The sequence below is a fragment of the Mycobacterium interjectum genome (genome assembly GCF_900078675.2).
Taxonomy (GTDB): domain Bacteria; phylum Actinomycetota; class Actinomycetes; order Mycobacteriales; family Mycobacteriaceae; genus Mycobacterium; species Mycobacterium interjectum.
The window spans coordinates 4,203,375-4,216,672 of record NZ_LT546237.1; the positions used below are offsets into that span (position 1 = coordinate 4,203,375).

12 protein-coding genes, 1 tRNA gene and 1 pseudogene are annotated in these 13,298 nt (G+C 67.4%); 3 read left to right on the forward strand and 11 right to left on the reverse strand.

What is annotated here, in order from left to right:
* Positions 1-3: 3 nt before the first annotated feature.
* Positions 4-429, reverse strand: a complete 426-nt coding sequence (locus BN4348_RS54815; RefSeq protein WP_066917142.1) for a PH domain-containing protein — start codon at positions 427-429, stop codon at positions 4-6.
* Between the two features lie 155 nt (positions 430-584).
* Complete coding sequence (crgA, locus tag BN4348_RS54820) at positions 585-866, reverse strand: cell division protein CrgA (RefSeq protein ID WP_066917062.1); 282 nt, start codon at positions 864-866, stop codon at positions 585-587.
* A gap of 311 nt (positions 867-1,177) precedes the next feature.
* Between crgA and BN4348_RS54825 the strand changes: the two genes are divergently transcribed.
* Together BN4348_RS54825 and BN4348_RS54830 are read left to right on the forward strand one after the other, a co-directional pair.
* Positions 1,178-1,672 (forward strand): DUF881 domain-containing protein, encoded by a 495-nt coding sequence (locus BN4348_RS54825; RefSeq protein ID WP_407937911.1) that lies wholly within the window; start codon positions 1,178-1,180, stop codon positions 1,670-1,672.
* Between the two features lie 21 nt (positions 1,673-1,693).
* Positions 1,694-2,380: an aminodeoxychorismate/anthranilate synthase component II gene (locus tag BN4348_RS54830; RefSeq protein WP_066917063.1), complete on the forward strand. Its 687-nt coding sequence runs from the start codon at positions 1,694-1,696 to the stop codon at positions 2,378-2,380.
* Here the strand turns inward: BN4348_RS54830 and pknB are convergent.
* From pknB to BN4348_RS54865, 7 genes and pseudogenes are all read right to left on the reverse strand, one after another.
* A complete protein-coding gene (gene pknB, locus BN4348_RS54835; RefSeq protein ID WP_066917143.1) occupies positions 2,358-4,235 on the reverse strand; it encodes a Stk1 family PASTA domain-containing Ser/Thr kinase in 1,878 nt (625 codons plus the stop codon). The two genes, BN4348_RS54830 and pknB, sit on opposite strands and share 23 nt — an antisense overlap.
* Positions 4,232-5,330: pseudogene (locus tag BN4348_RS54840) on the reverse strand (serine/threonine-protein kinase). Before BN4348_RS54840 ends, pknB begins: the two are co-directional and overlap by 4 nt.
* Complete coding sequence (pbpA, locus tag BN4348_RS54845) at positions 5,327-6,805, reverse strand: D,D-transpeptidase PbpA (protein WP_066917064.1); 1,479 nt, start codon at positions 6,803-6,805, stop codon at positions 5,327-5,329. The pseudogene BN4348_RS54840 and the gene pbpA overlap by 4 nt, the downstream one beginning before the upstream one ends.
* Positions 6,802-8,211: an FtsW/RodA/SpoVE family cell cycle protein gene (locus BN4348_RS54850; protein WP_066917065.1), complete on the reverse strand. Its 1,410-nt coding sequence runs from the start codon at positions 8,209-8,211 to the stop codon at positions 6,802-6,804. The genes pbpA and BN4348_RS54850 overlap by 4 nt, the downstream gene beginning before the upstream one ends.
* On the reverse strand, positions 8,208-9,695 hold the full coding sequence (locus BN4348_RS54855) for a PP2C family protein-serine/threonine phosphatase (protein WP_066917066.1): 1,488 nt from the start codon (positions 9,693-9,695) through the stop codon (positions 8,208-8,210). Before BN4348_RS54855 ends, BN4348_RS54850 begins: the two co-directional genes overlap by 4 nt.
* A complete protein-coding gene (locus tag BN4348_RS54860) occupies positions 9,692-10,159 on the reverse strand; it encodes an FHA domain-containing protein FhaB/FipA (RefSeq protein ID WP_066917067.1) in 468 nt (155 codons plus the stop codon). Before BN4348_RS54860 ends, BN4348_RS54855 begins: the two co-directional genes overlap by 4 nt.
* Before the next feature lie 128 nt (positions 10,160-10,287).
* Entirely contained in the window at positions 10,288-11,982 is a 1,695-nt protein-coding gene (locus BN4348_RS54865; protein ID WP_066917068.1) for a DUF3662 and FHA domain-containing protein, read from the reverse strand.
* A gap of 252 nt (positions 11,983-12,234) precedes the next feature.
* Here BN4348_RS54865 and BN4348_RS54870 point away from each other — a divergent pair.
* A tRNA-Leu gene (locus BN4348_RS54870) sits at positions 12,235-12,317 on the forward strand.
* Positions 12,318-12,431: 114 nt separating this feature from the next.
* Here BN4348_RS54870 and BN4348_RS54875 read toward each other — a convergent pair.
* Positions 12,432-12,920: a glutathione peroxidase gene (locus tag BN4348_RS54875; protein ID WP_066917069.1), complete on the reverse strand. Its 489-nt coding sequence runs from the start codon at positions 12,918-12,920 to the stop codon at positions 12,432-12,434.
* A 22-nt stretch (positions 12,921-12,942) separates the two neighbouring features.
* On the reverse strand, positions 12,943-13,296 hold the full coding sequence (locus BN4348_RS54880; RefSeq protein ID WP_066917070.1) for a VOC family protein: 354 nt from the start codon (positions 13,294-13,296) through the stop codon (positions 12,943-12,945).
* Positions 13,297-13,298 lie beyond the last annotated feature (2 nt).

Below are 13,298 nucleotides of genomic sequence, written 5' to 3' on the forward strand. Positions count from 1 at the left end.
CCGTCAGCGCCGGTCGCCACCGGCGTAGCCGGCGTCGGTCAGCGCGTCGAGCACCTCCAGCGGGTTGGTCCCTAGGTCCCAACGGGACAAGATCACCAGAACCCCGTCCACCGTTTCGATCTCGAGTAATCGGACCGTGCGCCCGTGCCGGCGGAACTCGGTGATCCGGATCATCTTGATGTCGGAGCGCCCGAATAACTGCGTTCGGAACCAGCCCCGCAGGGCCAGGCCATCGGGGGTAATTGCCAGCTTCGGGCGCGCGCGCCACGTCATGCCCGCAAACAAGATCAGACCCGCCGCGGCAATCCCCGCCAAAATGCGGCCGGGCGGGTCTGTGACTATGGTCACACACGCGATAGCCATCAAAACACCCACGGCCCCACAACCAGCGATTCCGGCGGCGCCGGGCGCCCATTCTGTTTGCTGCACGGGCCGGCTAACCCCTCCCACCACTGGCTATGCGGTTATCCACAAGCGCTATCAACAGTGGGGATAAATCACACGCGTGTGATTGGGTGGTCACAACGTTGCTGAGCCAGTTACAGACGGACCCCAAGATGAATTCATTACCGGGGCGGCCTCGGTCAGTGCCAGCGCATCGTGAGCAACAACCCGGTGATCATGAAAGCGAACGCGATGGCGTAGTTCCACGGCCCGAGTTGCGCCATCCAGTTCAGGGCCGCCGGCGCCTGGCTTCCGACCGCGGCCAATTGGAACACCATCAGCCAGACGAGCCCGATCAACATGAGGCCGACGAACAGGCAGACGAACCACACGCTGGAGGGCCCGACCTTCACCTTCACCGGCGTGCGGCTGACCGCGCTGACGGTGAAATCGTTCTTCTTGCGGACCTTCGATTTGGGCATTTCAGTACCTCGGCATTACCTGAACAACACGGTGAACGGGACGGGGTGCGACGATAACGATGGCAGCTGCACGTATGGCTCGGCTACGAGACTAACTCACCTGGCACCGTGACCAGGAAACGGAGAGTCGATGATTGACAGGCGCCGCTCACCATGGCGCTTCGGCGTCCCGCTGGTGTGCCTGCTGGCGGGATTGCTGCTCGCCGCCACCCATGGGGTGTCCGGCGGCGCCGAAANGCGCCGAGCGTGACGAGCCGACCACCAGGCCCGAGTCGGCGCATGGCCGGTCCTCGGACGCCGCCCTCGCGGCGATGCTGCGCCGCGCCGCCGAGCTGGCGGCCGAGGCGGACATGGATCCGGTCCACGGGCCGGGCTTGGTGGTGACCCTCCAGGACGCGCAGCGCGACGCCAACGGCCGCTTCCCCCGCGACGCGTCGCCGGACGACCTGGTGGTGCACCAGCAGGACATCCAGGCAGTGCTCAACGCGCTGTGGAGCGCCGGCGCGGAAGCGATCCAGATGCAGGATCAGCGGATCATCGCGACCTCGGTGCCCCGCTGCGTCGGCAACACGCTGTTGCTCAACGGTCGCACCTACAGCCCGCCCTACACGATCACCGCGATCGGCAACGCGGCGGACATGCAGGCCGCCCTGGCCGCCGCTCCCCTCGTCATCCTCTACAAGCAGTACGTGGTCCGCTTCGGGCTCGGCTACCACGAAGAGGTCAAGCCCGACGTCCAGATCGCCGGTCATTCCGAACCGGTCCGCATGCACTTCGCACAGCCGGCGGGACCGGTGGGCTACTGAGCCGGACGGTACCCTGACACGATGCGGATCCTGGTTGTCGACAACTACGACAGCTTCGTGTTCAACCTGGTGCAATACCTGGGCCAGCTCGGCGTCGAGGCCGACGTGTGGCGCAACGACGACGCCCGGCTCTCCGACGAGAACGCCGTCGCCGCGCAGTTCGCCGGCGTCCTGCTCAGCCCGGGCCCGGGCACCCCGGAACGCGCGGGCGCGTCCATCGCCCTGGTCCGGGCCTGCGCCGAGCAGCGCACCCCGCTGCTGGGGGTATGCCTCGGCCACCAGGCCATCGGGGTGGCGTTCGGCGCCACGGTGGACCGCGCGCCGGAGCTGCTGCACGGCAAGACCAGCAGCGTGTTTCACACCAATGTCGGTGTGCTGCAGGGACTTCCGGATCCATTCACGGCGACGCGATACCACTCGCTGACGATCCTGCCGGAGTCACTGCCGGCGGTGCTGGAAGTCACGGCCCGCACCCGCAGCGGGGTGATCATGGGCGTGCGGCACACCGAGTTGCCGATTCACGGTGTCCAGTTCCATCCGGAGTCGATCCTCACCGAGGGCGGGCACCGAATGCTGGCGAACTGGCTCGCCTATTGCGGCTGGACGCGCGACGACACGCTGGTGCGCCGGCTGGAGAACGAGGTGCGCGCCGCGGTCCGGCCGTATTTCCCGGAGGACGCCGCGGCTACTGGCCGAACTTCAGCGTGATGATCCCGTCCCGGTTGCAACCGGCCCCGGCCGGCGGGTTCTGATAGACCACCCGGTGGGACTGGGAGCCGCCGGCGTCGACGTCCGGACCCTTGTCCAGCACCCCGGTCCAGCCCAGCGCGCGCAACCGCGGTTCGGCGTCGGTCCAGAACATGCCGGTCAGGTCGGGCATCAGGAATTGGTTGCCTTTGGACACCTGGATCTCGATCACCGAGTCCACCGGAACCATCTGGCCCTTCGGCGGATTCGTGCCGATCACCTCGCCGGCGGGCCGGGGGCTGTCCACCGGGGTCTGGCTGAACTTGGTGAACCCGTAGACGGTCAGGTTCTTTTGCGCGACGTCGACGGTCTGGCCCGCGACGTCGGGAACCTGCTTGGTCTCCGGCCCGGAGCCGACGATCACCGTGATCACGTTGGTGATCGCCGACGTCTGGTTGGCCGGCGGGTTGGTCCCGATGACCTTGCCCAGCAATTCAGGGCTCGACGGTGAGTTCGCCTGCTTGAATTTGCTGAATCCGGCGGCTTTGAGCTTGCTGACCGCGTCGGAGTAGCTCAGCGAGGAGACGTCGGGCAGTTCGCGCTGCTCCGGCCCGGTGGAGACGTTGATGGTGATCTCGTCGCCGGCGCTCACCGACGCGTTGGCGCCCGGGTCGGTGCTGATGACGTGATCCGGCGGAACCGCGGAGTCCGGCTTCTGCAGCGTCCGGGTCTTGAAGCCCCGGTTCTGCAGTGCCGCAATGGCATCGGCGGACACCTGTCCGCGCATGTCGGGCACCGTGACGTCGCGGGTGCTGCCACCGAACGTGTTGAACGCGATGACGACCACGATCGTCAGCACGGCCAGCGCGGCCACTGCAACGACCCAGCGGCCGATGGAACCGCCGGGCGCACCGTCGTGGTCGGTGGTGTCGAGAGCCTGGCGAGGCAGCGGGTCGGTGCGCGGCCCGTGCCCTGTCGCGGACGACAGAAACGAGCTGCGCTCAGCGTCGGTAAGCACCTTGGGCGCCTCCGGCGTCTCGCCGTTGTGCACCCGCACCAGGTCCGCGCGCATCTCCGCCGCCGTCTGATAGCGGTTCTCCGGATTCTTGGCCAGCGCCTTGAGAACGACGGCATCCAGGTCGCCGGAGATGCCCTCGTGCCGCTGCGACGGCGGCACCGGGTCCTCGCGGACGTGCTGGTAGGCCACCGCGACGGGCGAATCACCGGTGAAAGGCGGTTCGCCCGTGAGGATTTCGTAGAGCACACAGCCCAGTGAATACACATCGGATCGGGCGTCCACGGAATCACCGCGCGCCTGTTCAGGTGACAGATACTGGGCGGTCCCGATCACGGCCGCGGTCTGGGTGACGCTGTTGCCGCTGTCGGCGATCGCGCGGGCGATGCCGAAGTCCATCACTTTGACCGCGTTGGTGGTGCTGATCATGATGTTCGCCGGCTTGACGTCGCGATGGATGATGCCGTTTTGATGGCTGAAGTTCAGGGCCTGGCAGGCGTCGGCGATGATCTCGATGGCCCGCCGGGGTGGCAGCGGGCCGTCGGTGTGCACGATGTCGCGCAGTGTGACGCCGTCGACGTACTCCATGACGATGTAGGGCAGCGGGCCGGTCGGTGTGTCCGCCTCGCCGGTGTCGTAGACCGCCACGATGGACGGGTGATTCAGCGCCGCGGCGTTTTGCGCCTCACGCCGGAAGCGCAGGTAGAAGCTGGGGTCACGGGCAAGGTCGGCGCGCAGCACCTTTACCGCGACGTCGCGGTGCAGGCGGAGGTCGCGGGCCAGGTGGACCTCGGACATGCCCCCGAAACCGAGGATCTCGCCGAGTTCGTAGCGGCCGGACAGCGGCTCAGACGCGGTCATCGCGGTGTTTCGTGTGGGGCCGGCGGCCTGCTGTGAAGTCCGGAGCTGCCCACGGTCGCGCGTTCCGGCCAATCCAGTCGCAGGCCCGGTGCGGACCCACTGGGCGTGTTGCTCGCCGGGGGCGGCGCCGTCGCCGGCGGGGTCCCGGTGTCGGTGACCGTCGGGGGTTGCTGCTGCTGATCGGTGCGGGAATTGATGACGATGATCACCGCGATGAGGATCGCCAGCGCTCCCAGCACCNTGGCTGGGCCGCGGGGGCCGGCGCCCCGCACGCACCGCGGCGACGGCGTCGGCGAACGGTCCCCCGCTGCGATAGCGCATCTGGGGGTTCTTGACGAGCGTGATCTCGATGAGCTCCCGCACGTTGGGTGGCAACTCGGCGGGCAGCGGCGGCGGCGGTTCCTTGATGTGCTTCATCGCCACCGTCAAGGCGCCGTCACCGCTGAACGGCCGCTTACCCGAAACCACCTCGTACCCAACGACTCCCAGCGAGTACACATCGCTGGCCGGGGTCGCGTCGTGACCCAGGGCCTGTTCGGGGGCGATGTATTGGGCGGTGCCCATCACCATTCCGGTCTGGGTCACCGGCGCGGCGTCGACCGCCTTGGCGATTCCGAAGTCGGTGATCTTCACCTGGCCGGTGGGGGTGATCAAGATGTTGCCCGGTTTGACGTCGCGGTGGACCAAGCCGGCGGCGTGCGCAACCTGAAGCGCCCGGCCGGTCTGCTCGAGCATGTCCAGCGCGTGCCGCAGCGACAGCCGCCCGGTGCGCTTGAGCACCGAATTCAGCGGTTCGCCGTTGACCAGCTCCATGACCAGGTACGCCGTCCGGCCCTCGCCGTCCAGCTGGCTTTCGCCGTAGTCGTGGACGGCGGCGATGCCGGGGTGGTTGAGCATCGCGGTGGTCCGCGCCTCGGCGCGGAACCGCTCGATGAACTCGGGGTCCTGAGAGAATTCCTGTTTCAGCACCTTGACCGCGACGCGCCGGCCCAGCCGGCTGTCCACGGCCTCCCACACCTGGCCCATGCCACCGGTGGCGATCAGGCGCTGCAGGCGGTACCTGCCTGACAGCGTCACCCCAACTCGCGGGCTCATGGTCCTCCCTGTAGCGCCGCCGCGATCACCGCCCGTCCGATCGGCGCGGCGAGCGCGCCCCCGGTCGCGGATAGTCGGTCGGCACCGTTCTCCACCAGCACCGCCACGGCAACCTTCGGCGCCTGCGCGGGCGCGAACGCGATGTACCACGCGTGCGGCGGCGTGTTACGCGGGTCGGTGCCATGCTCTGCGGTACCCGTCTTGGATGCAATCTGCACGCCGGGAATCGCCCCTTTCTGCTGTGCGACCTTCTCGGCGCCGACCATCAGCTCTGTTAGCTTAGCGGCGACCTGCGGCGACACCGCGCGGCGCTGCTGGTAGGGCGCAGTGGTGCTGATGTTGGAAAGGTCCGGTCCCTTGAGGCTATCGATCAGGTAGGGCTGCATCGTCACCCCGGCGTTCGCGATGGTCGCGGCGATCTGGGCGTTCTCCAGCGGCGTCAGCGCCACATCCTTTTGCCCGATGGCGGACATGCCCAGCGCGGCGGCGTCCGGGATGATCCCCACGGTGGATTCGGCGACCTGCAGCGGAATGACGCTGGGCGTGCTGTCCAGCCCGAACGAGCGCGCCGTGCTGCGCAGCGCGTCGGCCCCGGTGAGGATGCCGAGCTGGACGAAGGCGGTGTTACAGGACAGCGCGAACGCCTGGCTGAGGGACACCGTCGGCTCGTTGCCGCACGGCGCGCCGCCGTAGTTCTCCAGCGTGGCGGTGCTGTTGGGCAGCGGAATGGTGGCCGCAGCGGTCAACTGTTCGGTTTCGGTCGCGCCGCCCTGCAGCGCCGCCGCGGTGGTGATCACCTTGAACGTGGAACCCGGCGGATAGGTCTCCGAGATGGCGCGGTTGGTCAGCGGGTTGTCGGGGTCGTCGCGCAGCCGCTGCCAGGCCTGCGCCTGCACCTCGGGATCGTGCGACGCCAGCTGGTTGGGGTCATAGGACGGCGACGACACCATGGCCAGGATCTTGCCGGTGGACGGCTCCAGGGCGACGACGGCTCCCTTGCATGGCGGTCCGCCGCAGCCCTGCTGCATCGCGTCCCACCCGGCCTGTTGCACCCGCGGGATGATCGTGGTGTCGACGTTGCCGCCGCGTGGATCGCGGCCGGTGAAGAAGTCGGCCAGCCGGCGCCCGAACAGGCGCTCGTCGGACCCGTTCAACAACGGGTCCTCGGCCCGTTCCAGGCCGGTGCTCGAATAGCGCAGCGAGTAGAAGCCGGTGATCGGCGCGTACACCGCCGGGTTGGGGTAAACCCGCAGGAAACGAAACCGGCTGTCGGTGGCCACGGAATAGGCCAGCAGCTGGCCGCCGGCGACAATTTGGCCGCGCTGGCGTGAATACTCGTCGAGCAGCACCCGCTGGTTGCGCGGGTCGGCGCGCAGCCCGTCGGCGGCGAAGACCTGCGTCATCGTGGCGTTGAGCAAAAGCAGCACCACCAACGCCATCACGGTCACCGAGATCCGGCGGAGAGAGGCGTTCATACCCGCTCAATCACCTCGGTGCTGGCCGCCGCGATCGGCGACTTGTCACGCGCGCGGGTGCGCAGGGGACGCCTTGCGCTGTGCGAGATGCGCGCCAGGATCGCCAACAGGATGTAGTTCGCCAGCAGTGACGAACCGCCGTACGACATCCAGGGTGTGGTCAGGCCGGTCAGCGGGATCAGGCGCGTGACGCCGCCGACGACGATGAAGAGCTGCAGGGCCAGGGTCGACGCCAGACCCGCCGCCAGCAGCTTGCCGAAGCTTTCCCGCGTCGCGATCGCCGTGCGCAGCCCGCGCACGATGACGATCGTGTACAGCATCAGCAGGGCCGACAGGCCCACTAATCCAAGTTCTTCACCGAACGCGGCGACGATGAAATCGGTCGACGCCGCCGGCACGGTGTCGGGCTGGCCGTTGCCGAGCCCGGTGCCGAAAATCCCGCCGGTGGCAAAGCTGAACATCGACTGCACGAGCTGATAGCCGCTGCCGTCGGGGTCGGAGAACGGGTCCCACCACATCTGCACCCGAACCCGCACATGGTCGAAAAGGAAGTACGCCGCAACGCTTCCCGCGACGAACAGCACCAGGCCGATGACGACCCAGCTGAAGCGCTGGGTGGCGAGGTAGAGCACCACCAGGAACGACGCGTACAGCAACAGCGAAGTGCCGAGGTCCTTCTCGAAGACCATCACGCCCACCGAGGCCACCCATGCCGCCAACAGCGGCGCGAGATCGCGGGGACGGGGAAGGGTCATTCCCATGAAATGCTTACCGACGCTGGCGAACAGGCCGCGTTTGGCGATCAGCACCGCGGAGAAGAAGATCAGCAGCAGGATCTTGGAAAACTCGGCCGGCTGAATTGAGAAGCCCGGGAAGCGAATCCAGATCTTCGCGCCGTTCTGCTCGGACACAGATGCCGGCAACACCGCGGGGATAGCCAGGAAGACCAGCCCCACGATCCCACAGATGTAGCCATAGCGGGCCAGTTGTCGATGGTCTTTCAAAAAGGTGACCACCAACGCGAACGCGGCCACTCCGACCACGGTCCACAGCATCTGCTGCGTCGCGCTGGGATGATGACGGCCGCTCAACTCGTTGTTGACGAGGTCGAGCCGGTGGATCATCACCAGGCCAAGTCCGTTGAGCAGAGCCACAATTGGCAGCAGCAGGGGGTCGGTATAGGGGGCGAATCGCCTGATCGCCAAGTGCGCGCTGCCGAACATGACCAGAAAGACCAGCCCGTAACTGACCAGGTTCCAGTGCAGGCCGCGGTCCTGATTGGCCTGCACGATCAGCAACGCGGCGACGGTGATCAGTGCGGCGAAGCACAACAACAGCAGTTCGGCGTTGCGCCGAGTAGGCAGTGGAGGAGTGACTGCGACCGGCGGCTGGACTTGGGTGGTCATGCCACCGCCCGGCAATCGATGCCCGGCTTAGGTGGTGGTGGCGGGAGCGCAGTCACCGTCTGAGTGGTCGTGGGCGACGTGGTCGCGGGCGCGATAGGCGCGGTGCTGGCGGGGCTGCTGGTCGGACTGGCGCTGCTGGACGGGGTGGCACTCGAAGGGGTAGGGGGCGCAGTGACATTCGGTTCGGTGCCGGCGGGCGGGGAGGTGGCGCGCGGCGGGGGACACGGCGGTAGCAGGGAGCTGGCCGACAATTCGCGCAACTGGCCGATGGCGTCATCCAGTGTGCCGGCCGGAAGTCCGGCCTGAACCTGTGCGCGCTCGGGAGGGCGCAGATCCTGCAGTTGCATCAGGCGGCAGTCGAGATGACCGCCGCTTTGGCCGGAACTGATCAGGGACAGCTCGTTGCGGGCGTTGAGGCAGCCGATCAGGTACGGCTCGTGCAGCGACATGCCGAGCAGCGACCCTTGGATTCCCCGCAGGATCGACACCATGCCGTTGTATTCGGCGACGTAGTAGTTGCTGCGGATGATGGCGCGGCCGATGCCCAGGCCGGCGAGCACCAGCAGCACGACCAGCGTGACGACGATCGCCGTCCGGCGCCGCGACCAGCGCGGTCGCCGAGGCGTTTCCTCTTGCGCCGGAACGCGTTTGGCGACCTCCTCGCGGGGCCGGATGGCCGAGGCGCGCCCGGCGGAGGTGTTGGGCAGCGTCAGCTGGTCGTCCTCACCGGAGACCGCACCGGCCAGAATCGGCTGCGTCTGGCCGTAGTCGTAGTCGACGACGTCGGCGACAACGACCGTCACGTTGTCGGGACCGCCCCCGCGCAACGCCAATTCGATGAGGCGGTAGGCGCTCTCGGCCACGTCGGGGATCTGCAGCGCCTCGAGGATGGTCTCGTCGCTGACGGGGTCGGACAATCCATCGGAGCAGAGCAGGTATCGATCGCCCGCCCGCGCCTCGCGCATGGTCAGAGTGGGCTCGACCTCGTGGCCCGTCAGGGCGCGCATGATCAACGAACGCTGCGGGTGGCTGTGTGCCTCTTCTCGAGTGATCCGCCCCTCATCCACCAAAGTTTGGACGAACGTATCGTCCTTGGTGATCTGGGTGAGCTCGCCGTCGCGCAACAGATAGCCACGCGAGTCGCCGATGTGCACCAGCCCAATCCTGTTGCCGTCGAACAGGATTGCGGTCAGCGTGGTGCCCATCCCCTCGAGGTCGGGCTCCATCTCGACCTGTGCGGCGATCGCCGCGTTGCCGGAGCGTACCGCCGCGTCGAGCTTGGCAAGCAGGTCCCCGCCGGGCTCGTCGTCATCGAGATGGGCGAGCGCGGCGATCACCAACTGGGACGCCACCTCGCCGGCGGCGTGGCCGCCCATCCCGTCGGCCAGGGCCAGCAGTCGCGCGCCGGCGTAAACGGAGTCTTCGTTGTTGGTGCGTACCAGGCCGCGGTCGCTGCGGGCCGCATATCGCAGTACCAGGGTCACGGGCGCAACTCAATCGCCGTTTTGCCGATTCGAATTGGCGTTCCGATGGGAACCCGTACCGCAGTCGTCACCTTCGCCCTGTCAAGGTAAGTGCCGTTGGTCGATCCTAGATCCTCGACATACCATTCCGAGCCGCGCTGAGACAGCCGGGCGTGCCGTGTCGAGGCGTAGTCATCGGTGAGCACCAGGGTCGAGTCGTCAGCGCGCCCGATCAACACCGGCTGCCCGCTTAGCGTGATGCGGGCACCGGTCAGCGCGCCCTCGGTCACCACGAGATAGCGTGCGGCGTGGCGGCGCTGGCGTGAGGGCAGCAGGGTGCCGCGCAGCGCCAGGCCGCGGCGCACCATGACAGCCCCGGTGGGCGCGTAGATGTCGGTCCGCAGGATCCGCAACACGGACCAGATGAATACCCATAACAACATTAAAAATCCGGCACGCGTCAGCTGCAGTACTAGTCCCTGCATCTGGCGTCCTTTCCGTCCTGGCGCCGCACCCCTCGTCGCACCCGTGACACCGAGCACATCGGCAACGTCACGATACTTGGACGGTCGTCGACGCGGGGCGAAGCACGGCAGCTTTGAGCCCGGTGCGTCTAGTGGATGCGAACGATGATCTCCGAGTGGCCCAGACGGATCACGTCGCCATCGGCCAACTGCCACTCCTGTACCGGCGCGTTGTTCACGGTGGTGCCGTTAGTCGAGTTGAGGTCGGAAAGGAGCGCGACCTGACCGTCCCAGCGGATCTCCAGGTGCCGCCGCGAGACCCCGGTGTCGGGCAACCGGAACTGGGCATCCTGGCCGCGGCCGATGATGTTGGCGCCCTCGCGCAGCTGGTAGGTCCGGCCGCTGCCGTCGTCGAGCTGCAGCGTCACCGAGGTTCCGGCGGCGCCGTAGCCGCCCGGGCCGTAACCGCCGTAGCCGCCGCCCGCCGGCTGGCCGTACTCCGCCGGCTGGCCGTACTCCGCGGGCTGGCCGTAGTCGGCGGGCTGGCCGTAGTCGGCGGGTTGGCCGTACTCGTAGTCGCGGTGGGCGGTCTCGGGGTAGCCGCCACCTTGTGGGGCATATCCGCCGCCCGGAACGCTTTCTGCGTACTGGGTGTAGTCACCCGGGCCATAGTCCTGCTGGCCGTAGCCACCACCCTGCGGATAGCCCTGGTCGTATCCGGCGCCCTGCTCCGGGTAAGCCGGACGTTGTTGCTCGGGCGCGCCCTGCGGCGCCGGCGGGGCATAGCCGCTCTCCTCCGGGCGAGCCGGCCCACGCCCGTACTCGCCGTACCCATACGCCTGCTGGGTGGCACCGGGCTGACCGCCGCCGGGCGGTCCGTAGCCACCGCCCTGCCGGTAGCCCTGGTCTCCAGGGCCGTAGCCCTGCCCGCCGTAGCCGCCCGCCGCAGGCGGACGTTGCTCGTAGGACGGCGGGTAGCCGCCCTGTCCCTGGTCGGGGTAGCCGCCCGGCGCCTGGTACCCGCGCTGGTCGTAGCCGCCCTGTTCGGGGTAGCCGCCGCGCTGTTCTTGGTAGCCGCCTTGTTCGGGGTAGCCGCCGCCCTGTTGCGGGTAGCCGCCGCGCTGTTCTTGGTAGCCGCCCTGTTCGGGGTAGCCGCCCGGCGGTGGGTAGCCGCCCTGCTCGGGCTGACGCGGTGGCGGGTAGCCGCCCGGCGGCGGGTAGCCGCCCTGCTCGGGCGGGTAGCCCCCTCGGGGCTCCGGTCCGCCCTGCGGCTCCGGGCCGCGCGGCTCGTCTTGCGGGCGCCCGTAACGGTCGTCGTAGTACTCGTCGCCAGGCCGGCCCTGCCCCTGACCCCCGTGGTAGCTCGAATTGTCAGTCATTGCTGCTACTCCTCGTTCTGCGCCGAACGCGTGATTTGATTGTGGCCGGAGAGGGTGGATGACGGTCGGGCGGGGCTCGACATCGGGATTGACAGCACCGCGGGCGCGGTACTGACCGGTATGCAGGCTCGACGACTGCTCGAACCGGACGACCACATCACCATACGTTTGCCACCCCTGTTCATAGATATAGTCGGCCAAGTACCTCGCGAAAGCGTTCGACGTGAGATCCGTGTCGGCTCCCACCTTCGCAAAGTCGTGCATACCGAGGGTAATGATGTATTCGTTGGGGGCCAAAAGACGATTCCCTCGCAGCGCTCGCACCCCGTCGTCGGCTTCCCTGCGCAATAACCCTTCAACCTCTTGCGGCACGATCGATCCGCCGAAGACCCGGGCGAACGCGTTGTCCACCGTCGCCTCGAGCTTGCGCTCGATGCGCTGAACGAGCCCCTTTTGGCTACTCATCTTTCAGCGCTCGCCCGCAGCTGCCGTGGTGTGTCGCGGGCGCGAGGCAAACGAACCGCCCGCTTGTTGGCTCACCCCAGCATGTTATCGGGACACCGCGACGGTGCGGCACCGTGGGAATTCTGAGAATCGCATCCGCGCAGTTCAACGCCATATGGCAGCGTTCGCGGGGCGCCGCGACCGGCGCCCGGTCCCGCCAAGGCGATTGGGGCAGACGGCGATTAGAGTGGTATGGTCCATCGGTTGTTTTCCGGGCGAGTGGCGGAATGGCAGACGCGCTGGCTTCAGGTGCCAGTGTCCTTCGGGACGTGGGGGTTCAAGTCCCCCTTCGCCCACCGGTGAGCGGTTCCACGAACTGCACGCCTCAAGGTCACGAACTCGAAAGAGTTCGTGGCCTTAACGTTTTCCACTCAGTTGGGGCACGAAGCGGGCGATGACCGACCCGAGATTCACCGTGGCAGCACGGCCTCGACGGCGCCGATGATCTCAGGCGCGTCGGGTTCCGTCCGGGGACGAAACCGATTGACCACCGCACCGTCGGGGCTGATCAGAAACTTCTCGAAGTTCCACTGAATGTCGCCCGCTGAGCCGTCGGAATCGGTGGCTTTGGTCAGCTCGGCGTACAGCGGGTGGCGGTCTTCGCCGTTGACGTCGGTCTTGGCCAGCAAGGGAAACGTCACCCCGTAGGTCGTCGAGCAGAACTCTTGGATCTCCTCGGCCGTGCCCGGTTCCTGGCCCATGAACTGGTTGCACGGAACGCCGACGACCGTCAGGCCACGGTCGCGGTAGTCCCTGGCCAGCTTCTCCAACGCGGTGTACTGCGGAGTCAGTCCGCACTTGGAGGCGACATTCACGATCAGCGTTGCGCCGCTGGACAATTCGGCCAGGGTCGTCGGCTTGCCGTCGAGCGTGGTGAGGGCGATGTCTTTAAGGGTCACGCCGATGACGCTAACACTTGTCTCACCGGGCCAGCGGGCTGTAGAAGACCAGGCCATTGCCCTTGTTGTCGTAGACCACGGCGCGCCGCTCGTGCGCATCGTCGTACGGGCCTGTCACGATGCCGCCACCACTTGCCTCGACCGCCTTGGCTGCGGCATCGACATCAGTGGTCTTGATCCCGACGACGACCTGGCCGGGTATGGGGTGGTCCACCGCGGTCGCCAGCGCGAGGGTGACCGCCCCGCCGTCGAGCGCGGCGAAATGGGCTCCGTCGCGGAACTTCAGCGGCATTCCCAGGGTCTCGCTGTAAAAGCGGACCGACTCATCCAGGTCGTCGGTCGACAACACGATCATCCGGACCTCATGCGTGCTCACTG